We start from the raw sequence: 25912 nt of genomic DNA, 5'->3' as shown, positions 1-25912 counted from the left end.
CGGTGATCGCCTCGCAATCCGGCGATCGACGTCTTCACTCCTCGACGCTGCGCCGCACCGCGAAGGCGAGGCCGCAGCCCTCGATCTGCTCGCGATGGAGCACGCCCGTCGGCGAGAGCCCTTGCTGGTCGACCCGCCGGCCCACGCGCAAAACGACCTTCTTCGCCGCGAGATCCACGAGCGAGACGCGCGCCGAGCTCGCGGACGTCGCGCTCTCGACCGGGCTGTCGGCCACGATGATCAGCAACTCCGCGCCGGCCGCCTTCTTCGCCAGCTCGATGGGGGATCGATCCAGCTCGTTGCGGTGCCTCCTTAGCGCCGCGACGTCGCGGGCCGCGCGCACCGAGCCCTCGAACACGGGGCCGAGCACCGCGAGGCCGAGCCGCGCCTCGGCGAGCCGGCGGACGTTCGCTGTCTCCTCGTCGACCTTGGTTCCGCCGAAATACACGCCTCGCACCTTCGTGAGCAGATCGCGCTCCGAGGGCGAGGGCGGAGGCTTCAGGAGGCACAGGAGGAACGCATCCTTGTCGGATCCGCGCGCGGCGTCGTCGATCCCGCGAGCGTCGCGCAGCTCGGCGCGAGGCGCGCGCACGTACACCGCGGGCCGGTGGAGCAGGGCGTCGAGCGCCCCTGGAGCGCGGAGCGAAGGGTCCACGACATCGGCGGGGTCCCCGTCGCTCGCGGCCTCGCCGATCCAGCGATCCGTCGCCTCGACGAAGCCCTCGTAGCCCGCCGGGAACTCCGCGCGGCGCTCGTCGAGCACGGCCAGCAGGGCGCGCCGCTCGGCCTCGATGGCGCGGCGATCCTGGACGTACATCGCGACCGCGAGGAGCACGACGGCCGCCGCCGTCAGCAGCGTGAGCAGCCGCGCGCGCCCGAGCCGCTTCTCGCTCGCGAACGTCCCCTTGATCCCGGCGCGAGCCGCGTGATGGCGCGCGCGCGCCCGGTGGCTGGCGGCCCGCTCCACGCGCGCGCGGAGCGCGGGGTTCATCCGCTCCGTCGTGAGGAACGTCGCCACGTCAGCTCTCCCCGGAGGGACCCGCGAACGCGGAGTCCCGACCCACGTCGGAGGCACCCGCGAACGCGGAGTCCCGACCCACGTCGGAGGCACCCGCGAACGCGGAGTCCCGACCCACGTTGGAGGGACCGGCGAACGCGGGGTCCCGACCCACGTCGGACAGCGCTCGGGAGGCGAGCAGGTTGCGATCGATGTTGCGATCGATGAGGCCCTCGAGCTCGCCGCGGGTCACGCCGAGCCGAGCCGCGGCCTGGGCCGCGAGCGAGGTCGCGGCCACGCCGTCGACGAACTGGTACGTGGGCCTCTGCGCCGCATCGAGCTCGACCTGGACGAAACGGAGGTTCCTTATCGCCTTTTCCCGCTCGAGCCGCGCCGCGAACGTCAGGAAATGCGTGGTGATGAACGCCTGCGGGCGGAGCTTCTCGAGCAGCGTGACGACGAGCTCGAAGATCTCCTCACCCTCGGACGGGTTCGTCCCCGAGCAGAGCTCGTCGAGGATCACCATCGCTCCCGGGCCGAGCTCCTCGAAGAGCGCCCGGATCCGGAGCAGCTCCATGCCGAGCCGCCCCTCGCTCTGATCGAACTTCGTCTCCTGGATGAGCGACACCACGAGCCCTGGGACGCGGGCGACGCTCGCCCTGCGCGCCGGCACGAACATGCCTGCCTGCGCGAGGAGCTGCGTCAGCGCCACCGACTGGAGCAGGCGAGTCTTCCCACCCGAGTTCGGCCCCGTGACCAGGAGCGTCGTGTCGGCCCGATCGGTCACGACGTCGCACGGCACCGCCTTCCCTCCGCCGGCGACGAGGAGCGGATTGAAGAGGCCGAGGAGCACGCGCTGGCCCTCCGCGGCGGACCGGAGCTCTGGCAGGCAGACCTCGAGCCCCGCCGCTTCGGCGAGATCCCGGAAGCCGAGCGCTCCCAGGTAGACCTCCATCTCTCCGACGAGCGGGACCAGCTTGACGACCTGATCCTCGACGCCCTCGAACACCGCGTCGACGAGCCTCGCCATGACCTCTCCGTCGCCAAAGCTGTACCCGCGGAAGAACATCTCGAGCTTCGCGAGCCAGCGCCGCACCGGCGACAGGACGAACGGGTTCTCCTGCCGCTCCCGGACGGTCACGACGTCGAAGCCTCGGATGCGGCCGTCGGCGCCGACGCGGATGTCCAGGCGGAGCGTCGCGAGGTGCTCGTCGTAATCGAGGAGATCGGCCATCGATCGATATCCCTCGGTCGCCTGCACCGCCTGCCCGAAATCGCGCAGCCGGGAGAGGCCCGATCGCGCGCCCTCGAACGACTCGCTCATCAGGTCGAAGACCTCTTTGACGATCGCGAGCACGTCGAGCTGCCGCCGCGTCGGATCGAACTTCTTCCCTGCCACCGCGCCCTCGAGCGCGCCCCGCAATCGGCACGAGGCCGTGTAGAGCCTCTCGAGCTGCCTGCGAAACGTGGGTGAGCCCGAGAGCTCGTGGAGGATCTCCCTCCGGAGCTCGGTCACGCGCGGGTCGCTCGGGGGCCGCGAGAGGACGCGGAGGATGAACCCTCGGTGGACGACGGCCTCGTGCCCCCCGACGCGGACGCGGAAGCACCGGGCCACGAGCTCCTCCAGGAACAGGTCGGGCGCGAAGCTCTTCGGATCCCACGTGGAGGGCGCGATGGGCGCCCGATCGAGCGCCTGGGCGAAGAGCCCTCCGGAGACGCCGCTGGTGAACGCGAACGAGAGAGACTGCCGCAGCTCGTCGAGATCGGCCCGCGCGGGCGGGTCCACGAAGAGCAGGCTGGGGATCCTGTCCGTGGACGGGAGCGCGGGCGCGTAGGGCACGTCGGGCGCGTGGGCCCTACCGGGCTCGGGCGGGCGGGCGATGCTCTCGGTGGGGACCTGCGCGCGGATCGGGTGCATGAGCAGACGACCCGCGCTCGCAGGAAAAGTTCCCCCGCCCAGGGAACACCGATGAAAATAGTGGTGCCGCGCGCTGCCGCGGCGGCATCGGGCTTCTGGGGACGAACGCTTTACAGTACCGTGTCCGTTCGCGTGCTCGGTCGCGCTCCCGAGCTCGACACGCGATGACGCACGAGCCGGTGTGCGCAACCCCTGGAGCCTACAGCATGCCCGACTACCCGCCGCTGTCCTCGTTGAGCATCGTGAGCGCCCTCGATGATATCCCTGAGATATCCTACATTTACCGCGATGATGGGGTGCTGGTGGCGATGAATGCGACTTGCGAGCGGCTCACCGGGGTCCCACGAGCGGCGGCGGTCGGCGTGTTCAACCTGTTCGCGAACGAGGCGGTGGTGGGTCCGGTGCTGATGCAGGGCTATCGGAACGCGTTCCGCGGAGAGACCCAGATCCTCCCCCCGACGGAGATGCGGCTGGAGAAGCAGCGATTGGCCGGCCTCGAGGTCCGCGCCTCGTTGACATGGGTCGAGACGCTGCTCATCCCGCTCGAGCGAGCTCCGGACGGCACCGCCCCGTACGTCCTGGGGATCCAGCGCGACGTCTCGGCGCTCATCCAAACGCGCAACGAGATCGAGGCGGCGAAGCAGCAGATCGACTTCCAGCGTGACACGATCATCTCCCTCGAGGCCGCGCGGAAGGAGATCGAGGCGCAAAAGATGACGATTCACGCGCTCTCGACGCCCGTGATCGAGGTCTGGGACGGCATCGTGACGCTGCCGCTGCTCGGGCACTTCGACGCCGAACGCGTCAGCAGGATGACCTCGGAGCTGCTCGACGCGGTCGTGCGGACACAGGCCCGCTACGTCATCCTCGATCTCACCGGCATCGCCGTGATCGACACGGCCACCAGCGACCATCTCCTCCGGATCGTCGGCGCCGTGGGGCTCCTCGGCGCAACTGGGGTCCTCGTCGGCATCCGGGCCGATGTCGCCCAGACGCTCGTCGGCCTCGGCGTCGGGCTCGACCACCTCCGCCTGTACCAGAATTTGCGTCAGGCATTGAAGGCATGCATGCGCGAACAGGGGCTCTTCTGACGCCGCGCTGTTCGCGCTCGGAGGCGCGATCCGGCCAGATGCGGAGGGCGGAGATGACACCCTGATGTTCTGAATACTTCATGGACTTGTCATTCGAATGTGCTTCACGGACGTCGCTTTCACAGCAGAGCGCCACCGTCGCTGAGACGCCTGACGTCCGAGCGCTGTTCGTCAACATCCAACCCGGGTGAGGCGCGGCAGCGAGGTCGTCACTCCCGCGATCCGGCGCTGCGCTATCATCGAAGCTTCGAGGTAGAAGCATGCAAAGCGACGAATTCATCCGCCGGCAGCAGGCCGACGTGATCGACAGTTACGACGAGGAGCTCGAGCTGGAGCTCGAAGACCGCCCGTTCGACGCCGAAGGCAACGAGGTGCCGCTGAGCCTGCTGGAGAAGCAGGAGCGGCGGCGCTACTTCCGCGAGCTGCTGCGGCTGCAGGGCGAGCTGGTGAAGCTGCAGGACTGGATTGTGGCCACCGGGCACAAGCTGGTGATCTTGTTCGAGGGCCGCGACGCCGCCGGCAAGGGCGGCGTGATCAAGCGCATCTCCCAGCGCCTCAACCCGCGCGTGTGCCGCGTCGTCGCCCTGCCCGCCCCCAACGACCGCGAACGCACGCAGTGGTACTTCCAGCGCTACGTGACGCACTTGCCGGCCGCTGGCGAGATCGTGCTGTTCGACCGCAGCTGGTACAACCGCGCCGGCGTCGAGCGCGTGATGGGCTTCTGCAACGACGAGCAGTACGAGGAGTTCGTCCGCACGGTGCCCGAGTTCGAGAAGATGCTGATCCGCTCCGGCATCCAGCTGCTGAAGTACTGGTTCTCGATCTCCGACGAGGAGCAGCACCTGCGCTTCCTCAGCCGCATCCATGATCCGCTCAAGCAGTGGAAGCTGAGCCCGATGGACCTGGAGTCGCGCCGCCGCTGGGAGGACTACACCCGGGCCAAGGAAGTGATGCTTGCGCGCACGCACATCCGCGAGGCGCCCTGGTGGGTGGTGCAGGCCGACAACAAGAAGAAGGCCCGGCTGAACTGCATGGATCACCTGCTCGCGCAGGTGCCTTATGCCGAGGTCGACCACCCCGCCGTCGCGTTGCCGGCGCGGGTGCGCCACGAGGATTACTCGCGCCGGCCGGTGCCGCGCGACATGTTCGTGCCGGAGAAATACTGAGGGAATGGCCGAGCTCGAGATCGAGTTCCAGGTTCGCGAAGGGAGCGCGGCCGGCGTCGAGGCGGCGGCCACCGGCCTCACCGCCGCCACATCCCTGCGTCGCACGGAGCGATCCCCAGGCCGGGGACGCCGCCGCCGCTGACAGCGCCCCCGCCGTGGTCCCGCCCCGGGCCGCACAGCGTGCCTCCTGTCCCTCCTGGCCAGAACGATGCCAACCCAGCTATCCCCGCAACCTCCCTCATCCTTCTCTCGAATCCTTTTCCCCCGCGCTCCCCGCCACAGAGCAGGAATTCGACACCCTCGCTTCTTCTATAAATCGTCTTCCTCTCCAGTTCTCCCTGGACACCTATCTTCACATCATGAATAGAGGACGCTGGCCCGTCTGGCATTCGTACGTCCTGCAATGGTCGGAGAGCGAGCTCCGGATCCAGCGGATCCACAAGAACGGCCTCGACGCGCGCATCGAGGCGCTCGGCGGCAAGCGGTTCCTCGCCGCCCTCGAGGCCGCGCACGCCGCGTACGGCAAGGCGCTCGGCGTCACCGCGCCTGCGGCCGCCGCGGCGGCGCCGCCGAGCGTGCGCGAGGCGCTCGACGCGTTCACCGAGGCGCTGCGCGCGTACGTGATCAAGGTGATGGGCTCGGTCGAGCCCGACGAGCCGGAGACGCAGGAGCTCGCGGACAAGCTGCTCGCGCCGCTCGCGAGCTGGAGCGTCGGGCCGAGCGGCCGGGGAGCCGCCCGGAAGAACGGCAAACCCGAGGGCGAGCCCGCGGCGCCCGTTCCGCCCGATGGGCAGGGCGCCGAGCCGGTGCCGGCCGATCTCTGAGCCCGCTCGCGTAACGCACGCTCGCAGCTGGCGCTGCGCTCCCTCCGCTTCGTCCCCCTCCCCAGGAGCATGCCTCCGTCCCCCCCGCCTCGCGCCCTCCGGCGCCACGGGCGCCCGGGCGTCCCGTCCCCCTGCCTCCGTGTGCCACGGAGCGGACAGCGCCCGTGACCTGTGCCAGGCCGCCGTGACCTGTGCCAGGGGAGGGGGGTCTGGCACTGGCTCAAACGCAATGCATTGCGACACACCGGGGGCCGGACCCCTCGAGATCGCTCCGCAGAGCGTCTTCGGGAGTAAAAATGTGCCAAAATTCGCGTCTCGCATCGCATTTTTGTGCCAAGAGCCCTGCGAACGCCCTCTTTGTTGTGCCAGAAGGGGGGGGCGGACCCCTCCAGAGCGCAGAACAGAGCGTCCGCCGCCGCTCGGGACCCCTCCAGAGCGCAGAACAGAGCGTCCGCCGCCGCTCGGAGACGCCTCTCGTCGGATCGCGGAGCACGACATCCGCGGGATCCGATCGCCCGCGATGGATGTGCTCGACCGTAAGCGCCGACGGGGGCGTGACTCACGGCGGCTTTCCGGTTCGCGGTCGGCGGGGTCCAAGTCGGGCGCCACGCGGACGTCGGCTCGATCCTGGAGCCCGCCCCATCCTTCGAACACCCTGTGGCCTGTGCTAGGGTCCCGCGCCCGCGAAGGAGGCCCCCTTGCACGCACCGAAGATTCTCCGGATCCGGATCGAGAAATTCCGGCGCATCCAGGAAGCGCTGGAGGTGGATCTGACCACGCCCCGGGGAGAATCAGTGCAGCAGGCCGTCTTTGCCGGGCCCAACGGCTGCGGGAAAACCAGCGTGATCGAGGCGGTGCTCCTCGGCCTGGGGATGGGCCCGCTCATCGTGCGTGACCTCGAGCGCTCCCGCAGGGAAGAGCACTGGCGTGTCCTCGTGCCTGAAGGTGCCGTCATCGAAATAGACGTCGCCATCGACGGTGCGAATCCGACCACCTGGATCCGCACGGCGGACAAGCATGTCCACCGTCTCCCTGACGGCGCGGAGGAGCCGATTCCTCCTCAGTGGTTGCAGTTCCTGGCCGTCGAGTACTTCTCTTCATGGCGCGCGCCGGAGCTGGTAGGCCCGATCAAGCCGCTCGTCGGGCGCGGCGGGCGTCCCATCGACAACGAGACCAACCGCCTGTGGCGGCTCAAGCAACGGATCAATGACGAGCGCGCGCGAGGAGGGTACAAGGGGACCCTGCCGGGACTCGGAAAGGCGGATGCTTGGCTCAAGCGGCTCAACGATGCGTGGAGCCGCTTTCACGGGGACGACGGCACCCGCATCGACGCCCAGATCGTCGATCCGGACGATGAAGAGCTGCTCGCCGATCTCTTCGTTGTGACCGACGACGGGAGAAGGATCTGCTCCATCGACCAGATCAGCTCGGGCGAGATCGAACTCCTCTCTTTTGCGGGCTGGATCATCCTCAACGACTGGAAGGGCGGCCTGCTCGTCATCGATGAGCCCGAGCTGCATCTGCACCCGCAATGGCAGGCGACGATCCTCCCGGCCCTCCACTCGCTCGCCCCGGAGGTGCAGATCCTCGTTGCCTCGCACGCTGATGCGGTCTGGGATCAGACGGCCAGCTACGCGCGCTTCCTCCTCGTGCCGGACACGGATCCCCGCTCGCGCGCATGGCGTGAAGCGCAGCCTCTTCCGCGCACGCAAGAGGCGTCATGAAGCCGTCGATCGCGAGGAAGCTCACGGAGCACGAGGCCAGCTACCGCGCGATGCTGAGCACCGGCGCCTGGCGGCAGGAGTTCTCCGGGAAGGAGATCCTCCGCGACCTCACGACCAGGATCTGGACCAGAAAGCGTCCGAAAGACCCCGAATGTCGGCTCACGTTCGTCCAGGAGATCGCCAGAGCTCAGCTCGATCTGAATCGGGTACCGCATGAGATCCGCGAGCTGCGAACCGCAATCCGGCGTCGCATCGGTCACTGAGCACAGGTTCTCGTTCGGCGGACCGACGCGGGTTTGACCTCCAAGCACCCGCCGCCCCACGTGTCAGAGAACTCGCCGCGCCATCCGAGCCTCTTCCGGAGGATCAGTCGACCATTGGCGTGATCTCGCAGAGACACCCTGTCGCATCGGAGCCGCAGCGGTCAGGCGGCCGCTCGTCTCGTCGAGAGATCTCGGATCTCAACCGAGCAGCGCCTCGAGCGCGCCCTTCGCCCGGAGGTCGCTGAAGCTGTGGGTCGGGGCGCATGCGGCGAGCTCTGCCAGGGCGTAGGTGCCGGTGGCCACGGCGATCGACTCGGCGCCGATCGCGCGGGCCGCCGCGACGTCCTTCGGGGTGTCGCCGATGACGACGACGCGGCACGCCGCGAGCGGCGCCTCGAGCATCGCCGCCCCGCGCGCCGCGCCGATGCGCAGGAGCTCGTCGCGGAGCTCGTGATCGCAGCCGAAGCCGCCGAACGCGAACCGCTCGTAGATGCCGACCCGCGTGAGCTTCGCCTGCGCCCCGGCGCGGACGTTCCCCGTCCCGAGGCCGATGGCGCACTCCGCGCGCCGGGCGGCCGCGTCGAGCGCCTCGATGACGCCGGCGTGGACCCGGGTGTCGCCGGCGAGCGACATCTCCTGCGCGAGGAGCTCGACGTAGATCGCGAGGAGCGCGTCGATGGCGTCCTCCGTGGCCTCGCGCCCGACCGTCTCGAGCCCTGTCCGGATGATGGCCCGGTCGGTCATGCCGGCGAACGAGAACGCCTCGCACGCGTCGCGCCGGTCGGCGTACCGGGCGAACGCGCGCTCCATGGCGCGCCGGCCTGCGCCGCCGGTGGAGAGCAGGGTGCCGTCGATGTCCCAGAGGAGCACGGTGGGGCGCATGTCCCCATGGTATAGATCGGCGCCGCCCCAGGGCGAGCGCGGACGGGCGGCGGGCGCGACGGCCTCGCGCGGCCTCGCCGGGCGGGTGGACCGGGGGTCGTCGGCGTCATCGTGGGTCGACCTTGAAGGCGGCGATCCGGCGCGGGTCGACCTTGGAGCCAGGGATCAGCGCTCGTCCGGCTCCACGGCACCGGAACCCGGCGGCGTCGGCCGGCGACCGGGCGTCCAGCCAGCAGCACGCCGGGAGCGCCCGATCGCGGCGCGGTTGTAACGTCGGCGCGGGCTTCCGGCGGTTGGTTGAAGGCTCGCCGCGTTGTCCGCCCCGCGCGGCTCGCCCAGGTTGGGAAATTCTGGAGCGTCGGCTCACCCAGGTTGAGCAGCCGTCAGCCCGCACCGTCAGCCCAGGTTGAGGCGCCAGCTCAGGTTGCGGTGCCAGCTCACCCAGGTTGAGGAGCGGCGTCGCGTCGGCTGACCCAGGTTGAGAATTTTTCGAAGCGTTAGCTCATCAAAGGTGAGAAATTTATACAGATCGACGCAATGCAAGGCGCTCGCTTGGTGTTTGGCCTACATAGTAAGTGGTTCGAACGAAGCTGCACGGTGATCTCGGGCATCAGCTGACCCAGGTTGAGAACACAGTCAAAATTCTGACGCGAAAACTCATTTGGTGTGAGAATTTCTGTTCTCTAAACGCAATGGCGTCGTTGCTCCTGGCGCCTTCTCCTCATGTCGGTCGTCCTCACTCCTTCCTGTTGGTGTCGAGCGTTTCGAGCGCAACCGTGCGGTGATCTCTGGTAGGAGAGGCGCTGGAAATCGAGAGAGCGCGCTGCTTGAGCTCTCGTGCCAGGCCTCGACCCTGAGCCCGAGGCGCACCGCGCCTGCGACGCCCTCGCGAGCTGCGCAGGGCTCCATCGCTGCGTGAAGGGTACCCGGGAGACAAGACGATGCGATGCCCGCTGCACAGCCCGATCACCACGGTCCTGCTGCTGCTCTGGTGCACGGCGCCGGCGGCGGCAGCGCCGCTCCCGCAGCGACCGCCGCCGACCGGGCCGGAGCGGGAGATGCTCGATGAGGCGAAGCGGCTCCTGGACGAAGGGCGGCTCGCGGACGCGCGCGACATCCACCTGACGCTGTGGGGGCTCACGAAGAGCGCCTCCGACGCGTTCCGCGTGGGGATGCTGTCGTTCAGGCTGCACGACTTCGCGAAGGCGGCGGAGTTCCTCTCGATCTACTTCGATATGGTCGGCACCCCCGACGCCCCGAAGATCTGGGTGCCCCCGGGCTTCAAGGAGAGCTACGAGCTCGCGCGGGCCAATTTCGCGGAAGCGCGGCGGCACGTCGGCGCGCTCGACGTGCGCGTGAGCGAGCCCGGCGCTGCTGTGCTCGTGGACGGGCGGCAGGTCGGCCTGTCCCCGCTCCCGCGACCCGTGTACGTCGCTCCCGGCCAGTACCGCGTGAGCGGACAGCTCGCCGGGGAGCAGATCGAGACCACCGCCGCCGCCGACGCGGGCGGCGAGAGGACCGTCTGGCTGACGTTCCCGCGCACCCGAGCCGAAGCGCCCGCGCATCCCCCCCCGGTGAGCAAGGCGGCGTCGCGGCCCGTCGCGGCGCCCCCTTCTTCCACGCCCAGCCCCGCGCTGCGGTGGTGGATCGTGGGCGCCCTCGCGGCCACGTCGGCCGCCCTCGCCACCGTCGGGGCCCTCTCGGTCCTGGAGGCCAACGACGCTTCCGAGGATCGAGACGCCGCCATGGACCGAGCGCAGTGGGAGGTCTTCCATTGCCGGCCGGGGCTCCCTGCCTGCGACGCGTATGCCGACGCCGATGGGCGCACGAAGACGTTCACGGCCCTGTCCGTGGGCGCCTTCGTCGGTGCGGGTCTTTCGGCCGGCGGCGCCGTGGCCGCGGGGTTCCTGCTCGCGCCAGAGGTAAAGGTCCGCGTTGGGGTCGTAGGGACCGCCCCAGGCGTAGGGCTCTCGTTCGCGTGGTAGCGCCCGAGCTCCGCAGAGACGTGGTCCCGGGCAGAGAGCCGACTTCATCTTTCTGAATGGCAGTTCATCTTTGGTGGAGAATTTGCGGACGTCGATCGCAATGCGAACAACGCGCGTCGTTCGACGCATGGCGGGGATCTCCGCGATCCTCCGGACGAGGAGGCCTGATATCATGGCTCCAATGTGGCAGCGCGGGCTGCGCGCTTCCGGCGCGGTGTTCCTGGGGTGCTTGCTCTGGGCTGCCTGCAGCGGTGACCCCTATGTCGATGTGGAACAGGAGCCTCTGTGCGATTCAACCGCAGACTGCCAGCCCAAGCTGAGCGGAACGCAGTGCATCGATGGGCGCTGCCGGTGTCCGGATCCGGGGGAGGCGCGCTGCTGCGAGCCCGGCGCCAGGGAGGAAGAGGGCGATTCCTGCAAGCGGGAGTGTCGGCCCATCAGCGAGTGTAACGCCATGCTGTGCAAGACAGCCGAGGATTGCCCGAAGCCTGCTGACCCCCGCTGCGGCGAGGCCGTGTGCGAAGCGGAGGTCTGCAGGCTGGCCCTGCGAGAGCGATTCCCGAACCAGCGGGCTGGCGATTGCGTGACCCTGCGCTGCGACGAGGCTGGGCGGGTGGTCGCCGAGGCCGACGACGGCGACGTCTTCAACGACGGCAACGAGTGCACGAACGACGCATGCGTGCAAGGGGTCAGCGTGCACCGTCCGAGGGTAGCGGGGAACGCCGTAGAGGGCTCCGGGTACTGCGATGGCGAAGGGCATCTGGTCGGATGCCTTCGCGACGAGGACTGTGGGAGCCCATCGTACGCCTGCTCGACATCGGGCACGTGCGTCCTCGAGTGGTGCGACAATGGCATCTTTGATGATGCGTCGGGCGAGACGGCGCGGGACTGCGGCGGCCGGTGCCAGCCGTGCAGGGCAGGACAGCCGTGCACGGCCGACAGCGACTGCATCGCGGGCGGGTGCGGCTCGGACATGCTGTGCAAGGAGACGAGCTGCCGTGATGGCATCCTGAACGGCGCCGAGACCGACGTCGATTGCGGCGCGCCGTCGTGTCCCGCATGCGCTGCCAGCCGGCGGTGCGACGCCCACGAGTCCTGCCAGAGCGGTGTGTGCGCGGACGGCAGGTGCCGTCGCCCGACGTGCGAGGATGGAGTGATGAACGGCAAGGAAACAGGCCTCGACTGCGGCGCGAGCTGCCCCACTGCCTGCCCGCTGTTCATCTCAGGCGAAGAGACATGAAGAAAGGCAACATGACCACGAGCAGGCACCTTTTTGCCGCCGGCGCGATGCTCTCCGTGGCTCCGCTGTGGATCGCGTGCTCGGAGGGGGCCCCGGCGCCTCCGCCGGAGCGCCCCGAGTGCGTGACCGAGTACGATTGCGACGACCCGCCGGACCCCGCCTGTGGCACGGTGAAGTGCGTCGAAGGCAAGTGCCAGCGAGAGGTGGGGGAGTACCGCGGCCAGTACCCAGGCGACTGCATGACGATCGCGTGCGACAGGGACGGGCAAAAGGTCGTCTTGCCGGCCCCGGACGACGTGCCGGACGACGGCAACCCTTGCACGGATGACTTCTGCGACGGCGCGCATCAGCTGAACGAATGGACCCGGCGAGGTCCGGCTCCTGACGGCTCGGGGCTCTGCGACGGCCAGCAAAACTTGGTCGAGTGCCTGTCGGACGCCGACTGCGGGGACCCGACCATGTACTGCTCCCCGCGCAGCAAGTGCATCCCGCTCGACTGCGACAATGGGGAGCTCGATGTAGGCACCGGCGAGTCCTATGTGGACTGCGGTGGTCGCTGCGATCCGTGTCGCCCGACGTACCCGTGTACCACGGGAGAGGATTGCAACACCGGTGTGTGTGGCTTCGATGATCGGTGCAGCTTTGCCACGTGCAGCGACGGCATCCAGAACGAGCATGAGGTCGATATCGACTGCGGATCCAACTGCCGTACCTGCGCCGCTGGAGACAAGTGCATCGACGGCCCGGATTGTCTGACGAAGGTGTGCTTCAAGGGCAGGTGCCAGCCGCCGAGGTGCGATGATGATCGCCAGAATGGCTTGGAAATAGGTGTAGATTGCGGTGGTGACTGCCCTCCTTGCCCGGCAGGGCTCCCCTGAGCGCGGAAGGGGCATCGTCGCCGTCTCTCTCAAAGAGCACGGGAGCGAGGCGGATATCATGAGCAAGTTCGCGAGGCCGGCCGTGATCGCGGCGCTGGGCCTCTCGGGAGTGGCGTGCGCGCCGGACGAGTACCGGCCGCTCGCGGAGAACGACGCCGTTCGCATCGACGTCTACGGGTTCGAGCCGCCCCTCGTCCGCGATGGCGTCACGTACCGGGGCGCGGTGGAGGGCTACGTCTGGAAGACGGACAACCCCAATGCGTTCGGTATCCGGAAGCACGACGACGGGGAATATCTCCCCGACAGGTTCGTCGTGAGCAACGGCCTTGAGGAGACCACGCTCCGTTGCGTCCTCTACGAGGACATCTATCCGGAGGACGACCTCATCGCCACCTCCTGTCACGGTCAGTTCGTCCAGGCCGAGCCCGGCCGTGCGATCCGTGCCACCTTCAACGAGTTCGACGGCTGGGAGGTCGTGATGCCCGAGCTCTCGAAGCTCACCTCTCCTGAGCAGGACAGCGAGTTCAGCCTCAGCGCCGGCGAGGATCTGGTGCTCTCGTGGGAGCCGCTGGGCACGGACGACCGGATGGGATGGTCTCTCGGACCCGCCAGCTTCGACGACCCGGGGCCGTGTGTGAATGACGTAGAGTGGTACCGTTCGGACGGGTCCATGGACGACACCGGGGCGTTCGTCGTTCCCAGGGATTCGTATCCCACGGGCCTTCCCCCCGACGGGTGTGAGGCTTTCCTTCGGTTCGACCGCGGCCGCCGCGGGACCATCGATCCCGGCGTCCAGAGGGGCTCGATCTTCGCGCGCCAGTCTTACGAGGTACGGATCACGCTGAAACCCTAGCTTCTTTCCAGCGAGAAGGCGCACAGGTTGCCCCCATACGGCGCAGCCGTCTGCTGCAATGACATCGGATCGTGGAGGAGTTCATGAGAGGCATTGTGTGGCTGGCCTTGATCGCCGTCCTGGGGCTCTCCGGGGCAGCGTGTGGCCCGGACGAGTACCGGCCTCTGGCGGAGAACGAGGCGGTCGTCATCCGGGTCTACGGATACAACGTGCCGATCGTCCGCGATGGAGTCGAATACCTGGGCGAAGCGGAGGCCTACGTTACGAAGGTGGACGTCAGCGGCGCGTCCGGCGTTCGAGATCCCGGGGACGGGGAGTACCTCCCCGACAGGTTCGTCGTGAGCAACGGCGTGGAGGAGGCGGAGCTCGCCTGCTACTGGTGGCATGACAGCCATCCAGAGGACGACCTCATCGCCGCCAAGTGCCGCGGTTATCTGAAGCACGCCGAGCCGGGCCGCGCGATCCATGCCCGGTTCAACGACCTCGACGGCTGGGAGATCGTGATGCCCGAGCTCTCGGAGCTCACGTCTCCCGAGCCGGAGAGCGTGTTCAGCGTCGGCGCCGGCGAGGATCTGGTGCTGGCGTGGGAGGCGCTGGGCAAGGACGACATGATGCGGTGGTCTATCGGGCCTGTCAGCTTCGATGAGCCGGGTCCTTGTCTGGATGACGTATCCTGGGACGACTCGTCGGGGGCGGTGGACGACACCGGCTCGTTCACCGTTCCCGAAGGCTCGTACCCCACGGGGCTTCCCGCCGAGGGGTGTCAGGCCTTCGTGCGCTTGAGCCGCGGTCGGGACGGGACCATCGATCCTGCTGCTCCGACGGGCGTGATGTTCGGCATGCAGGTCTACAAGATGCGGATGACGCTGAAGCCGTAGCGCCGTCCTCCAGGCGTGCGCGCAGGTCGGGCCGCCAGATTTTCGCTGGCCTTTCGCTGGCGCAGCGTAGGGAAGAGCTCCTTACCATCCAGCAGCCTGCTCGGCGGAGAGCGCCGGCGCTCGCCCCCTGCTGCCGCCGATGTCATCATGGCGCGCATGCCCCCTGCGCCGGCGATCCAGCGAGAAGACCTCGTGGGCGGAGGCCGAGCGATCTTCTGCTGCCGGCAGCCCTCTCCGGTGCAGCCCGCCATGCGGGCGTCCGTGACCCACGCCTTTGCCGCGCTGGCGTTCTACACGAGCGGCTCTTCCCGGATCGAGCAGCGCGGTCGATGGAAAGTCGAAGCTGGAGACGTCCTCCTGGTGCCTGCCGGACAACCGCACCGCTCGATCGAGAAGGCGGCCCCGGACTGGATCGGCGTTGGCTTCTGTGTCCCCTGCCTGGCCGCCGAGGAGGCGGGCACCTTGCTCGAACCGTTCGAGCGCGTGCGCGCCGGCGCATCCCCCGTCGTCCGGGTGGGCGCGGATCGTCACGCGCACATCGAGATGCTCCTCCGCGAGCTGATGCGCGCGACGGAATCGCGCGATGGCGGCGCTCCCGACGTCGTCCAGCGGAGCCTCCTTGTGCTCATCCTCGACGAGGTTCGGCAGGCCGCGCGCTCGCAACACCCTGCCTCGGCGTCGCCGGGAGTCGTCGTCGATGCCCTTCGCTTCATCGAGCGAAACTGCCTTCGTCCGCTCTCGCTGAAGGACGTCGCGCGGTCCGTGGGGCGGAGCCCGGCGCACGTGACGACGGCGCTCTCCCGGGCGACGGGCCGGAGCGCGGTCGAGTGGATCGTGGCTGGGAGGATGGCGGAGGCTCGCCGCATCCTCCTCCACTCCGACGAGAGGGTCGAGATCGTCGCCGAGCGCGTCGGCTACGCGGACGCGACGCACTTCATCCGGATGTTCCGCAGAGAGCACGGGGCGACGCCGGCGGCGTGGCGCGCAGAAGCGCGGAGCAAGGGCCGCACGCTCACACAGGAGACCGCGTCCGGCCGCACACGCTGAAGACGAGGTCGCCGACGAAGGTGGTATTGGCCTTCGTCCGTTCGGCGGCGAGACGCTCTTCCAGGGTGTCCACGTCGACCTCGGCCTCCGACGCCACGCCTTGCTGCACGATGCGCGGGAGCATCGCGCGAACGATGAACGCGAGCTGATGCTGGATCCTCGGCGTCTGCACGATGGCCTCGGCCCTCACGAGCTGCACGGTCAGGCCCGCTTCTTCAAAGACGCTCGGCATCTGGAATCCCATGTGGAGGCTCGCGCCCTCGCGCTCGACGGTCCGCCAGATCCACTGGTGCACCTGGCGGTGCAGATCCATGGGCATGAGGCTGCCCTGGCCCATCGTCGGGTCGTTCTCCTGGAGCAGGATCAGGCCGCCGGCGCGCACGGCACCGGCCATGGCGCGGACCGCAGCGACAGGATCCGGCTGGTACATCAGCACCCTCCGGCCGACGGCGGCATCGAAGCGCTCGGCGGTGGGGGAGAGCGCGGCGATGTCCCGCTCTTCGAAGGCGACTCGGCCGAGCCCCAGCTCGGCGGCTCGCCGGCGAGCGACCGCGATGGGCGCCGGATCACGGTCCACCCCGAGCACACAGCCCCGTTCGCCGACGATGCGGGCGACCATGAAGCTCACGTCGCCTCGGCCGCATCCCACGTCGAGGACGCGCATGCCGGGAGCGATGCCGGCGTCGCGCAGAAATCGTTCGGTCATGTCGTTGACCAGGTCGGTCATCGTCGTCTCCGCGAGTTCGTCCAGTGATGTTCGTCGCGCCTCGCATCGGCGCAGCACGCCAGGAATGTACGGACTGTCCGTCCTGTGCGGCAGTGCGGGTCTTTGTGCTGGATCGGCGGGGTTTTCGATCGGCGGACAGCGGAAGTCCTGGGCGCCCATCGCGAGCGCGGCGGTGCACGCCGCCGGCGAGATCGGGCCGCGTGCACCGTGCTCCCCGGCGCCCCTCCGCTGCGCGGCGCAGACCCCGCCGCGCGCAGGACCGGCCCCGCAGGCCTCGCCGGGTGCACGCCCCGCTGCGCGGCCGGTGGCCGGCGTGACGCTGCCCGGCCACCCCCGCTCGGCCCGCGCGCACAGCGGCTCAAGTTGCGCTACTCCTCCACCTAGATGGTGCTCCAACCGATTCGCGTGGCCGCGCTCGCCCTGGTGGCAGGTCTTGTCTTCCTCGGATCTCCGGCGTGCAAGAAGGGCGGGGAGGCCTCGCCCGAGCAGGGGCGCAAGCCCGCGAAGCAGGGGCTCAGCTTCCCGGTCGAGGTCGTGCCCGTCACGGCGGAGCGGGTCGAGTACGCCGTGACGGCCGTCGGAGCGGTCGAGGCGTTCGAGCAGGTGCAGCTCACCGCGCGCGTCGCCGGCGTCGTCGAGGCGGTGAGGTTCATGGAGGGCGCCGAGGTCAAGGCGGGGCAGGTGCTCGTCGAGATCGACCCGGCCCGGTACAACCTCGCCGTCCGCGCGGCGCGCGCGACGCTCGAGCGGATGACCGCCACCCAGGCCGAGGCCGCAGCGGGGCTCGAGCGGCGCGAGGCCGAGGGCGCCGAGGGCGTCTTCAGCAAGGAAGACGTCGCGTCCTGGCGCTCGAGGGCGGCGACGACGGCCGCGCAGGTCGCCGAGGCGAAGGTCGCCGTGGACCAGGCGCTCCTGAACCTGCGCGACGCGTACGTGCGCGCCCCCATCCAGGGGAAGATCCAGACGCGCACCGTGCAGACGGGCCAGCACGTGCCTGTCGGCACCGTGCTCGCGACGCTCCTGCGCCGCGACCCGCTCCTGCTCCGCTTCCAGATCCCCGCCGCCGACGCCCTGCGGGTCAGGCCCGACATGGACGCGCGCTTCACCGTGAAGGGCGACGAGCGGACCTACAGCGCCAGGCTGACGCACGTCGCCGACGCGGCGGATCCCGCGACGCGCATGGTCGCCGTGACCGGCGAGGTGCAGGGCGAGGGCAAGGAGCTGCTCCGCCCCGGCACCTTCGCCGAGGTGACCGTGCCCGTGGGCGCGAGCGGCGACGCTCCCGTGATCCCACTGACGTCCGTGCGACCGAGCGAGCGAGGGTTCCTCGCGTACGTGGTCGACGGCACCACCGCGCGCGAGCGCGTGCTCTCGCTGGGGCTGCGCACGCCCGACGGGCGCGTCGAGGTGAAATCGGGCCTCGCCGTGGGAGAGCTCCTCGTGGCGCGCGGCGCGGAGGCGCTGCGCGAGGGGGCGCAGGTCCGCATCGCACCGCCAGGCAGCGTACCGGGAGGCCAATCCCCGGCGCGCCGCCCCGAGGGAGGCGCAGATGCCAGCGCCTCCGCGGCCGGCGCGCCGCCGCCCGCCTCGGCCGGCGCATCACCGCCCGCGTCGCCACCCGCCTCGTCCGGCGCGTCGCCGCCCGCCTCGGCGGCCGGCGCGTCGCCACCCGCCTCGGCGGGCGCATCGCCGCCGACCTCTCCCGCCAGCTCGTCACGGAGCGTGCCGTGAGCCTCACCGAAGCCTGCCTCAGGAAGCCGGTCTTCGCCTGGATGCTGATGGCCGCGACCATCGTCTTCGGCCTCGTCGCCGTGTCGCGCATCGGCATCAGCCAGTTCCCCGACGTCGACTTCCCCACCATCACCATCTCCGCCACGCTGGAGGGCGCCGCTCCCGAGATCATGGAGCACGACGTGGTCGAGCCGCTCGAGGAGGCGGCCGTCCAGGTCGAGGGGATCCGATCGATCACGTCGACGTCGCGCCAGGGGAGCGCCTCGGTCACCATCGAGCTCGACCTGTCGCGCGACGTCGACGTCGCGCTCCAGGACGTTCAGACGAAGATCTCCCAGGCGCAGCGGCGGCTCCCGCTCGACCTCGACCCGCCCGTCGTCTCCAAGACGAACCCGGAGGACCAGCCGATCATGTGGGTCGGGCTCTCCGGCCCCTTCTCTCCCCAGCTCGTCGCCGACATCGCGCGTTACCGGCTGAAGGAGAAGCTCCAGACGGTGCCCGGCGTCGGAGAGCTCACGCTCGGCGGCTACCTCGAGCGCAACGTCCGCATCTGGATCGACGCCGATCGACTCGCCGAGAAGGGGCTCACCGTCGCTGACGTCACCGAGGCCCTGCGCCGGCAACACATCGAGCTCCCCGCCGGCCGCATCGAGACCGAAGGGCGGGAGCTCAACGTGCGGGTGATGGGGGAGGCGCTCGATCTCGCGACCTTCAAGCGGATCGTCCTCCGCCAGGGCAACCCCGGCGCGGCCGCCCAGCCGGGCGCGGCCGCCCAGGCGGCGGGGCCGCCGTCGTCGGCGCGCGCCACGGTGTACCTGGAGGACGTCGCGCTCGTCGAGGACGGCTTCGAGGACGTCCGCCGGCTCGCCCGGGTGAACGGGGAGCCGGCCCAGGGCCTCGGCGTGAGGAAGCAGCGCGGCTCGAACGCGGTCGAGGTCGCCCGCGGGGTCCGGGCCGCGCTTGCCGAGGTCCAGAAGTCCCTGCCCGAGGGGATGGAGGTCGGCGTGAACTTCGACTCGACGAAGTTCATCGAAGAGTCGGTCCACGAGATCGAGCTCGAGCTCGGCATGGCCATCGCGCTCACGGCCCTGGTCTGCTGGATGTTCCTCGGCTCGCTCTCGAGCACGATCAACGTCGTCCTGGCCATCCCGATGTCGCTGCTCGGCACGGTCGCCGCGATCTACTTCCTCGGCTTCACGCTGAACACCTTCACGCTGCTCGGGCTCTCGCTCGCCGTCGGCATCGTCGTCGACGACGCGATCATGGTGCTCGAGAACATCCATCGGCACGCCGAAGGGGGAAAGGACCGCGTCCGCGCCGCCCGCGAGGGCACGGCCGAGATCACCTTCGCGGCGCTCGCCGCGACGCTCGCCGTCGTCGCGATCTTCCTCCCGATCATCTTCATGGAGGGCGTTGTCGGCCGGTTCTTCCTCCAGTTCGGCGTGACCCTCTGCATCGCCGTGCTCCTCTCGTACCTGGAGGCGATCACCCTCGCGCCCGCCCGCTGCGCGCAGATCCTCGACGTCTCCCGCGAGGGCCGGGGCCGCCTCGGGCGGCTCGTCGATCGCGGCTTCGAGGCGCTCTCCCGCGGCTATGGCTGGCTCCTCGCCCGGGCGCTCCGGTTCCCGGCCGCGGTCGTCCTGCTCGGCGCGATCCTCTTCGCCGGCGCGATCGTCGCCATGCAGCGCCTCCCGACGGAGTTCGTCCCGTCGCAGGACCAGGGGAGGCTCCTTGTCCGCCTCCAGACGGCGGTCGGCTCGGACATCGAGGAGACCGACAGGCTCTTCCGCCGCGCCGAGGCGGCCGTGGGCGCGAACCCGGCTGTGGAGCGGGTCTTCGCCGTGGTCGGGGGCTTCGGCGGAGGGGGCGGCGTGAACACGGGCATCCTGTTCGTCACGATGAAGCCGGCCGAGGAGCGGGCGCTCTCGCAGGCCGATCTCCAGGGCGCGCTCCGCAAGGAGCTGAACGGCTATCCCGGCCTGCGCGCCGTGGTCCAGGACCTCTCGCAGTCGGGCTTCACCGCCCAGCGCGGGTTCCCTGTCGAGTTCTCGATCCGCGGCCCCGACTGGGACGAGCTCACGAAGCACAGCGAGCGCATCCGGGCCGAGCTCGCGCAGAGCGGCCTCGTCGTGGATCTCGACTCCGACTACCAGCTCGGCATGCCCGAGCTCCGCATCGTGCCCGACCGGGCGCGCGCGGCGGATCTCGGGGTGAGCGTCGAGGCCATCGCGACGACGTTGAACACGCTGATCGGCGGCGGGCGCGTCGCCAAGTACAACGACAACGGGCGCCGCATCGATGTCCGCGCGCGCCTGCTCGCGGAGCAGCGGAGCCGGCCCGAGGATCTCGCGCGCATCCAGGTGAGGAGCGCGTCGGGCGCGCTGGTCCCGCTGACGTCGGTCGTCACCTACGACGAGCGCCCCGCGCTCCAGGCGATCACGCGCCGCGACCGGGAGCGCGCGATCTCGGTCTTCGGCAACGTCGCGCCGGGGCGCTCGCAGGGCGAGGCGGTGGCCCGCGTCGAGGAGCTCGGTCGGGATCTGCCGGCCGGCTACCGCCTTGTGCTGGGCGGCGCGAGCGTGACGTTCCGCGAGTCGATGGGCGGCCTCCTGTTCGCGCTGGTGCTCGGGATCCTGGTCGCCTACATGGTGCTCGCGTCCCAGTTCAACTCGTTCCTGCACCCGGTCACGGTGCTGACGATCTTGCCGCTGTCGATCGCGGGCGCCGCGTTTGCGCTGCTGCTGACGGGGCACACGCTCAACATCTTCAGCATGATCGGGATCCTCCTGCTCATGGGGATCGTGAAGAAGAACTCGATCATCCTCGTGGATCACGCGATCGAGGTGAGGCGCGGGCACGGCGAGGGGGAAGGGGAGGTGATGGACGCGCGCGAGGCGATGCTCCGCGCCGGCCCGGTGCGGCTGCGGCCTATCCTGATGACCTCGATCGCGACGCTGATGGCCGCTGTCCCGTCGGCGCTGGCGCTCGGCCCAGGCGCCGAGATCCGAGCCCCGATGGCCGCGGCGGTGATCGGCGGCCTCGTCGTCTCGACGGCGCTCAGCCTGCTCGTCGTGCCGGCGTTCTACGTGGTCGCGGACGACCTGCGGGCGCGCCTTGCCCGGCTCCGGCGGCCGGGCTCCACGGCCGCCACGGGCTCACTTGGGGCCGTGGATCGGTGACCAGTCGGGGGGCGGGTTGAAGGCGAGGTCGATGAGCGATCCGAACGCCTCGCTCGTGAGGACGGTGGCTCCCGTTTCCACGTCTCCGCCCGCGACGAGCTCGGCTTTGGCGATCGCCGCCGCCGAACCGACCTTGGAGGGCAACCACAGGTTCCCCTGCTGATCGAAGGCGATGCTCTCCGGAAGCGCCAGCACCCCCACTTCGAGTTGAACGTCCGGGGTGAGCTCCGCTGACGCTTCGAGATCGCCGGGCTCGAACTTGGCAATGGTGTTCGAGCCCCAGTAACCCACCCAGAGCGCGCCCTGCTCGTCGAACGCGAGCCCCGTCGGGTGGCCCAGCGGCCCGATCACCGGCTCGGGGGTGAGCGCCTTCAGCACCACGTCGGCGGGATCCCCGTCGTCCGCGGCGAGCCGCTCGGCCGTGTACATCAGCACCGCGTCCTGCTCGGCGCTCGCCAACCACAGGTTGCCCGATCCGTCGAACGCGAGCGCTTGGACGTTCTCGATCTCGTCTCCGGTGATGGTCACGGAGGGCTCCACCTCGCCTGAGCCTTCGAGATCGGCCGCGTCGATCCTCAGCAGATGATCGCGGATCCCGACCCAGAGGTTGCCCGCTGCGTCGAACGCCAGGCCGCCCGCGGCGCACGGGATCACGCCCGCGCACGCCTCGGACACGTCGAGCACGCGGTCGGGGGCGGCGTCGCTGCTCTCGCCCAGCGTGTCGACGAGCCGCACGGTGATCTGCCCCGCGTTGGCCGAGACCCACAGGTTGCCGGCCCCGTCGAACGCGATAGCGCCCTGGTTGATGATCTCGGCGCTCCCCTGGAATGCGACGCTCGGTGTTACCGCGCCCGACTCGAGCAGCGCCTCGCCGTCGAGCGCGCCGACCAGCTGGTCGCCGTTCTGCGCGGTGAACCAGAGCTTGTGGCTCCCGGGCGTGAGCTCGTAGTTGAAGGTGACCTCGGTGGTCGCGCCGTCGGCGACGCAAGCGCTCTGCTCCGGGTCATCGGGCCGGTACACGAAGCCGACGCGTTCGTCGTCCGGGTAGTCGGCCACGCTGCCTGCGCGCAGCGTGTACTCACCCGCCGGCGTGTCGAGGGACGCGCTCGAGACCACGCGCTCGTCCGGCACTCCGGGCGAGGTCACGGCGACGTCTCCGGCGTCGTTCGGGCTCACGATCTCGACGTCGAGCGTCCCGTCGCCTCCGGCTTCGCAAGCCGCGCCACCACCTTCACCGCCGCCGCCTTCACCGCCCGAACCCGCCTCCGACGGGTCGTCGCCGTTGTCCCCACAGCCCACGGAAACCAGCGCCGCGAGCAGAACCCAGGAAAGTCGTCTCATGGGTCACGAGTCTAGGAACCCGGGGCAAGCACCGCAAAGGGCGTGTGGCCGCCGAACGCTCGATTTCAAAAAAAGCGTGGATCTACCAACAACAGCGGGCGCCGCGTGGACGTGCGCGCGCGACTTGTGCTTCCCGAGAGTGACGCTAGAAGGTTCGAATCCTTCCCCTTGCACCAAGACGATCCATTGAAGCAGCACGCATCCGGCCGGCGTGGCGAGGCCAATGAGGTGTTTCCTGCGCCCAGTCGCATCGCGCGGAATAGGCTGCCAACTCGCCGCTGTTGCTGACACCGCATTGAGCCTCTCTTCGCGTGGCGGGGCTCAATTGAGCAGAGAGCGAGGCGCTAGCCAGCGCAGCTCCGTCGACCCGCTGCGGGCGATCTCGACGCCGAGATGAAGCATACCGCAGCAGGGTCGAAATCCAGGGGAGGGACGCACGGACCTCGACGACAGGGCCACGGTAGGGTTCAGGCGTACGTTCACCGGCGGCGCTGCGGTCCCGGATCGGCGTGACGGTGCCGCGGTGCGCGGCTCGCCGTCGGCGCCGCTCGCTCTTGACCGCGTCAACCACGCGCTGCGCCGTCGCGTGCCCCTTGTGGTATCCTGCGGATCATGGAGCGAGCCATCCAGAACCCGCCGCCTGGCTTCGACGAGCTCACCGTGAACGAGCAGATCGAATACGTCCAAGCGCTCTGGGAGCGGATCGCGGCGAGGGAGGACGAGGTGCCGGTACCCGAGTGGCATAGCGCCGAGCTCGATCGCCGGCTCGCCGAGTACGAAGCAGCGCCAGACGCTGGCCGGTCCTGGGAAGAGGTCGAGGCCGACCTTCGTACGAGCCTCGCGACGCGTCGATGATCCGGCTCATCGTACGCCCGTCTGCCGAGCTGGACATCCGGGAGGCGGCGGAATGGTACGAGGACGAGGAGGCCGGGCTGGGCGGACAGTTCGTTGATGAATTACGGCACATCGTCAGCCGGATCCGCGAGCTCCCGTCGCAGTTCCCCGACGTCGGGCGGGGGACTCGTCGTGCACTGCTCAAGCGATTCCCCTATGCGATCTACTTCCTGCTTCGTGGTGAAGCCGACCAGCGGGCGGCGGTGATCCTTGCCGTACTTCATCAGCGGCGCCGCCCGTCTGTTTGGAAGAAACGCACTCGAGACGAAGGCGGAGCGGGCTAACTCGGCGCCAGCGCCGACGCCGGCCGGATCCTGTCGGTTCGTTTCCGCCCGCGCTCGCCGGACCCATGACCGAGACAAGCCGCTCGACATCCCGCTTCATCGGCGCCTAGCGTGCGCCACGTCCGGCGAGAGACACATGACCGCTCCCCAGAACCCCCTCATCAACGACCGCGACGTCGAGTTCCTCCTCTACGAGGTGCTCGACGCGCCGCGCCTCTGCGAGCTGCCCTATTTCGCCGAGCACTCGCGCGACACGTTCGATCTCTACCTCCAGAGCTGCCGGCGCTTCGCGCGGGAGGTGCTGTTCCCGACCTACAGGCCGGTCGACGAGGCGCCGCCGCGCTTCGAGGGAGGCGCCATCACGGTGCACCCCGCCATCAAGCGGGTCTTCCGGCCGATGGTCGAGCTCGGGGTGCTCACCGCAACGCGGCCGGCCGCGGTGGGGGGCCAGCAGCTGCCGCTCGTCGTCGCCACGCTCGCCGGCGCCTATCTCCAGGCGGCGAACTTGAGCGCGTGCGGCTACCTCAGCCTGACGGCCGGCGCGGCGCACCTCATCGAGACGTTCGGCGACGACGCCCTGCGGTCCGCCTTCATGACCCGGATGTACGCCGGCGAGTGGACCGGGACGATGGCGCTCACCGAGCCCCAGGCCGGCTCGAGCCTCGCCGACGTGCAGGCGAGCGCGGTGAAGACAGACGCGGGCCACTACCTCGTCCGCGGGTCCAAGATGTTCATCTCGGGCGGCGATCACGACCTGACCGAGAACATCGTCCACCTCACGCTCGCGCGCATCGAGGGCGCGCCTCGGGGCATCAAGGGCGTGAGCCTGTTCGCCGTCCCCAAGCGGCGGCCCGAGGGCGGGCAGCTCGTCCCGAACGACGTCGAGGTCGCCGGCATGATCCACAAGCTCGGCTGGCGCGGGCTCCCCAGCCTGTCGCTCAGCTTCGGCGAGAAGGGGGACTGCCACGGCTACCTCGTGGGCGGCCCCCACCAGGGCGTCGCCTGCATGTTCCAGATGATGAACGAGGCCCGCATCATGGTCGGCGCGAACGCCGTGGCGACCGCCTCCGCGGCCTACCACGAGGCGCTCGGCTACGCGCTCGTCCGGCCGCAGGGCCGGCCGCTCGGCGCGAAGGACCCGGGGGCGCCGCAGGTGCCGATCATCGAGCACGCCGACGTGCGCCGGATGCTGCTCCGGCAGAAGGCCATCGTCGAGGGCGGCCTGGCGCTCGTCTCCACGACCGCGCTGTACGCCGATCTCGCGGCGCACGCCGCGGACGCGGCGGACCGGGAGCGCGCGCAGCGGCTCCTCGACCTGCTCACCCCCATCGCCAAGACCTTCCCCGCAGAGAAGGGCTTCGAGTCGAACGCCCTCGCGCTCCAGGTCCACGGCGGCTACGGCTACTCGAGCGAGTACCTCCCGGAGGCCTGGCTCCGGGATCAGAAGCTCAACTCGATCCACGAGGGCACGACCGGGATCCAGGGCATGGACCTCCTCGGCCGCAAGGTCGTGGCCGGGAACGGCGCCGCGCTCATCGCGCTCGGCGGCGAGATCCAGCGGACGATCGTCCGGGCGCAGCGAGCCGACGTCGAGCCCGCGTGGGGCGAGCGCCTCGGCGCGGCGCTCTCGCTGCTCGGCGAGGTGACGGTGCAGCTCGCCGAGGCGGGGATGCGCGGCGACACCGAGCGGATGCTGCGGCACAGCGCGGATTACATGGAGCTCGTCTCCGTTGTCGTCGTGGCCTGGCAATGGCTCGCGATGGCCGCGGCCGCCCGCGAAGGGCTGGCCAGGGGCGCCGCCCCGGCCGGCTTCTACGAAGGCAAGCTCTGCGCGGCGCAGTACTGGCTCTCGACGGAGCTGCCCCGGGTCGAGGCGCTCGCCGCGCTCTGCCGCTCCGGCGAGGACTCGTACGCCAGGATGCAACCCGGGTGGTTCTGAGGCGGGCGCGGCGCGGGGCGCCGAGCTCCTCGTCGCGCTCAACGAGCTCTGCGCCCCGACGCGGGCCGAGA

General features: G+C 69.8%; 22 protein-coding genes. 17 read left to right on the top strand and 5 right to left on the bottom strand.

The window, feature by feature from the left end:
• Nucleotides 1-34: 34 nt before the first annotated feature.
• Together WMF29_RS28700 and WMF29_RS28695 are read right to left on the bottom strand one after the other, a co-directional pair.
• Nucleotides 35-1018: a hypothetical protein gene (locus tag WMF29_RS28700; protein WP_437323325.1), complete on the bottom strand. Its 984-nt coding sequence runs from the start codon at nucleotides 1016-1018 to the stop codon at nucleotides 35-37.
• Between the two features lies 1 nt (nucleotide 1019).
• Nucleotides 1020-2915 carry a MutS-related protein gene (locus WMF29_RS28695; RefSeq protein WP_437323324.1) on the bottom strand — a complete coding sequence of 632 codons (1896 nt, stop codon included), beginning with the start codon at nucleotides 2913-2915 and terminating at the stop codon, nucleotides 1020-1022.
• Nucleotides 2916-3121: 206 nt separating this feature from the next.
• On the opposite strand from WMF29_RS28695, the gene WMF29_RS28690 reads away from it, so the two are divergent.
• From WMF29_RS28690 to WMF29_RS28665, 6 genes are all read left to right on the top strand, one after another.
• Entirely contained in the window at nucleotides 3122-4006 is an 885-nt protein-coding gene (locus WMF29_RS28690; RefSeq protein ID WP_437323323.1) for an STAS domain-containing protein, read from the top strand.
• Nucleotides 4007-4266: 260 nt separating this feature from the next.
• On the top strand, nucleotides 4267-5172 hold the full coding sequence (gene ppk2 / locus WMF29_RS28685; protein WP_437323322.1) for a polyphosphate kinase 2: 906 nt from the start codon (nucleotides 4267-4269) through the stop codon (nucleotides 5170-5172).
• A 4-nt stretch (nucleotides 5173-5176) separates the two neighbouring features.
• Complete coding sequence (locus WMF29_RS28680) at nucleotides 5177-5314, top strand: hypothetical protein (protein WP_437323321.1); 138 nt, start codon at nucleotides 5177-5179, stop codon at nucleotides 5312-5314.
• A gap of 217 nt (nucleotides 5315-5531) precedes the next feature.
• Nucleotides 5532-5996: a hypothetical protein gene (locus WMF29_RS28675; RefSeq protein WP_437323320.1), complete on the top strand. Its 465-nt coding sequence runs from the start codon at nucleotides 5532-5534 to the stop codon at nucleotides 5994-5996.
• A gap of 698 nt (nucleotides 5997-6694) precedes the next feature.
• Complete coding sequence (locus tag WMF29_RS28670) at nucleotides 6695-7720, top strand: AAA family ATPase (RefSeq protein WP_437323319.1); 1026 nt, start codon at nucleotides 6695-6697, stop codon at nucleotides 7718-7720.
• Nucleotides 7717-7983, top strand: coding sequence for a hypothetical protein (locus WMF29_RS28665; protein ID WP_437323318.1), 267 nt, complete (start codon nucleotides 7717-7719; stop codon nucleotides 7981-7983). Before WMF29_RS28670 ends, WMF29_RS28665 begins: the two co-directional genes overlap by 4 nt.
• A gap of 198 nt (nucleotides 7984-8181) precedes the next feature.
• On the opposite strand, the gene WMF29_RS28660 is transcribed toward WMF29_RS28665, so the two are convergent.
• Nucleotides 8182-8865: an HAD family hydrolase gene (locus WMF29_RS28660; protein ID WP_437323317.1), complete on the bottom strand. Its 684-nt coding sequence runs from the start codon at nucleotides 8863-8865 to the stop codon at nucleotides 8182-8184.
• A 941-nt stretch (nucleotides 8866-9806) separates the two neighbouring features.
• On the opposite strand from WMF29_RS28660, the gene WMF29_RS28655 reads away from it, so the two are divergent.
• The 6 genes from WMF29_RS28655 to WMF29_RS28630 all read left to right on the top strand — a co-directional run bounded on the left by WMF29_RS28655 (nucleotide 9807) and on the right by WMF29_RS28630 (nucleotide 15746).
• Nucleotides 9807-10850 (top strand): hypothetical protein, encoded by a 1044-nt coding sequence (locus WMF29_RS28655; protein ID WP_437323316.1) that lies wholly within the window; start codon nucleotides 9807-9809, stop codon nucleotides 10848-10850.
• A gap of 454 nt (nucleotides 10851-11304) precedes the next feature.
• Nucleotides 11305-12090 (top strand): hypothetical protein, encoded by a 786-nt coding sequence (locus WMF29_RS28650; RefSeq protein ID WP_437323315.1) that lies wholly within the window; start codon nucleotides 11305-11307, stop codon nucleotides 12088-12090.
• An 11-nt stretch (nucleotides 12091-12101) separates the two neighbouring features.
• A complete protein-coding gene (locus WMF29_RS28645) occupies nucleotides 12102-12968 on the top strand; it encodes a hypothetical protein (RefSeq protein WP_437323314.1) in 867 nt (288 codons plus the stop codon).
• Complete coding sequence (locus WMF29_RS28640; protein ID WP_437323313.1) at nucleotides 12934-13821, top strand: hypothetical protein; 888 nt, start codon at nucleotides 12934-12936, stop codon at nucleotides 13819-13821. The genes WMF29_RS28645 and WMF29_RS28640 overlap by 35 nt, the downstream gene beginning before the upstream one ends.
• Before the next feature lie 83 nt (nucleotides 13822-13904).
• Nucleotides 13905-14699 carry a hypothetical protein gene (locus tag WMF29_RS28635; RefSeq protein WP_437323312.1) on the top strand — a complete coding sequence of 265 codons (795 nt, stop codon included), beginning with the start codon at nucleotides 13905-13907 and terminating at the stop codon, nucleotides 14697-14699.
• A gap of 147 nt (nucleotides 14700-14846) precedes the next feature.
• Nucleotides 14847-15746 (top strand): helix-turn-helix domain-containing protein, encoded by a 900-nt coding sequence (locus tag WMF29_RS28630; protein ID WP_437323311.1) that lies wholly within the window; start codon nucleotides 14847-14849, stop codon nucleotides 15744-15746.
• Here WMF29_RS28630 and WMF29_RS28625 read toward each other — a convergent pair.
• Nucleotides 15712-16632 (bottom strand): methyltransferase domain-containing protein, encoded by a 921-nt coding sequence (locus WMF29_RS28625; protein WP_437323310.1) that lies wholly within the window; start codon nucleotides 16630-16632, stop codon nucleotides 15712-15714. The genes WMF29_RS28630 and WMF29_RS28625 overlap by 35 nt on opposite strands.
• A 225-nt stretch (nucleotides 16633-16857) precedes the next feature.
• Between WMF29_RS28625 and WMF29_RS28620 the strand changes: the two genes are divergently transcribed.
• Both WMF29_RS28620 and WMF29_RS28615 read left to right on the top strand, forming a co-directional pair.
• Nucleotides 16858-18204, top strand: coding sequence for an efflux RND transporter periplasmic adaptor subunit (locus WMF29_RS28620; protein ID WP_437323309.1), 1347 nt, complete (start codon nucleotides 16858-16860; stop codon nucleotides 18202-18204).
• Nucleotides 18201-21383, top strand: coding sequence for an efflux RND transporter permease subunit (locus WMF29_RS28615; RefSeq protein ID WP_437323308.1), 3183 nt, complete (start codon nucleotides 18201-18203; stop codon nucleotides 21381-21383). Before WMF29_RS28620 ends, WMF29_RS28615 begins: the two co-directional genes overlap by 4 nt.
• Here the strand turns inward: WMF29_RS28615 and WMF29_RS28610 are convergent.
• On the bottom strand, nucleotides 21360-22724 hold the full coding sequence (locus WMF29_RS28610) for a Vgb family protein (RefSeq protein ID WP_437323307.1): 1365 nt from the start codon (nucleotides 22722-22724) through the stop codon (nucleotides 21360-21362). The genes WMF29_RS28615 and WMF29_RS28610 overlap by 24 nt on opposite strands.
• A 612-nt stretch (nucleotides 22725-23336) precedes the next feature.
• On the opposite strand from WMF29_RS28610, the gene WMF29_RS28605 reads away from it, so the two are divergent.
• From WMF29_RS28605 to WMF29_RS28595, 3 genes are all read left to right on the top strand, one after another.
• Nucleotides 23337-23579 (top strand): addiction module protein, encoded by a 243-nt coding sequence (locus WMF29_RS28605; protein WP_437323306.1) that lies wholly within the window; start codon nucleotides 23337-23339, stop codon nucleotides 23577-23579.
• The gene (locus WMF29_RS28600) at nucleotides 23576-23902 is read left to right on the top strand and encodes a type II toxin-antitoxin system RelE/ParE family toxin (protein ID WP_437323305.1); all 327 of its coding nucleotides are present in this window, start codon (nucleotides 23576-23578) and stop codon (nucleotides 23900-23902) included. Before WMF29_RS28605 ends, WMF29_RS28600 begins: the two co-directional genes overlap by 4 nt.
• A 136-nt stretch (nucleotides 23903-24038) precedes the next feature.
• The gene (locus WMF29_RS28595; protein WP_437323304.1) at nucleotides 24039-25841 is read left to right on the top strand and encodes an acyl-CoA dehydrogenase; all 1803 of its coding nucleotides are present in this window, start codon (nucleotides 24039-24041) and stop codon (nucleotides 25839-25841) included.
• The last annotated feature ends 71 nt before the right edge of the window (nucleotides 25842-25912 follow it).

Source organism: Sorangium sp. So ce381 (assembly GCF_051473845.1).
In the GTDB taxonomy this organism is placed as follows: domain Bacteria; phylum Myxococcota_A; class Polyangia; order Polyangiales; family Polyangiaceae; genus Sorangium; species Sorangium atrum.
This window is presented reverse-complemented; position numbering and strand designations above follow the sequence as displayed.

Excerpts from the sequence above, each read along its gene's own strand:
- WMF29_RS28645 (WP_437323314.1), top strand. The coding sequence starts at position 12,102 with ATGACCACGAGCAGGCACCTTTTTGCCGCCGGCGCGATGCTCTCCGTG.
- WMF29_RS28610 (WP_437323307.1), bottom strand. The coding sequence starts at position 22,724 with ATGAGACGACTTTCCTGGGTTCTGCTCGCGGCGCTGGTTTCCGTGGGC.
- WMF29_RS28690 (WP_437323323.1), top strand. The coding sequence starts at position 3,122 with ATGCCCGACTACCCGCCGCTGTCCTCGTTGAGCATCGTGAGCGCCCTC.
- WMF29_RS28665 (WP_437323318.1), top strand. The coding sequence starts at position 7,717 with ATGAAGCCGTCGATCGCGAGGAAGCTCACGGAGCACGAGGCCAGCTAC.
- WMF29_RS28650 (WP_437323315.1), top strand. The coding sequence starts at position 11,305 with ATGCTGTGCAAGACAGCCGAGGATTGCCCGAAGCCTGCTGACCCCCGC.
- WMF29_RS28625 (WP_437323310.1), bottom strand. The coding sequence starts at position 16,632 with ATGGGCGCCCAGGACTTCCGCTGTCCGCCGATCGAAAACCCCGCCGAT.
- WMF29_RS28635 (WP_437323312.1), top strand. The coding sequence starts at position 13,905 with ATGAGAGGCATTGTGTGGCTGGCCTTGATCGCCGTCCTGGGGCTCTCC.
- ppk2 (WP_437323322.1), top strand. The coding sequence starts at position 4,267 with ATGCAAAGCGACGAATTCATCCGCCGGCAGCAGGCCGACGTGATCGAC.
- WMF29_RS28630 (WP_437323311.1), top strand. The coding sequence starts at position 14,847 with ATGGCGCGCATGCCCCCTGCGCCGGCGATCCAGCGAGAAGACCTCGTG.
- WMF29_RS28675 (WP_437323320.1), top strand. The coding sequence starts at position 5,532 with ATGAATAGAGGACGCTGGCCCGTCTGGCATTCGTACGTCCTGCAATGG.
- WMF29_RS28620 (WP_437323309.1), top strand. The coding sequence starts at position 16,858 with ATGGTGCTCCAACCGATTCGCGTGGCCGCGCTCGCCCTGGTGGCAGGT.
- WMF29_RS28600 (WP_437323305.1), top strand. The coding sequence starts at position 23,576 with ATGATCCGGCTCATCGTACGCCCGTCTGCCGAGCTGGACATCCGGGAG.
- WMF29_RS28680 (WP_437323321.1), top strand. The coding sequence starts at position 5,177 with ATGGCCGAGCTCGAGATCGAGTTCCAGGTTCGCGAAGGGAGCGCGGCC.
- WMF29_RS28695 (WP_437323324.1), bottom strand. The coding sequence starts at position 2,915 with ATGCACCCGATCCGCGCGCAGGTCCCCACCGAGAGCATCGCCCGCCCG.
- WMF29_RS28655 (WP_437323316.1), top strand. The coding sequence starts at position 9,807 with ATGCGATGCCCGCTGCACAGCCCGATCACCACGGTCCTGCTGCTGCTC.
- WMF29_RS28595 (WP_437323304.1), top strand. The coding sequence starts at position 24,039 with ATGACCGCTCCCCAGAACCCCCTCATCAACGACCGCGACGTCGAGTTC.
- WMF29_RS28660 (WP_437323317.1), bottom strand. The coding sequence starts at position 8,865 with ATGCGCCCCACCGTGCTCCTCTGGGACATCGACGGCACCCTGCTCTCC.
- WMF29_RS28605 (WP_437323306.1), top strand. The coding sequence starts at position 23,337 with ATGGAGCGAGCCATCCAGAACCCGCCGCCTGGCTTCGACGAGCTCACC.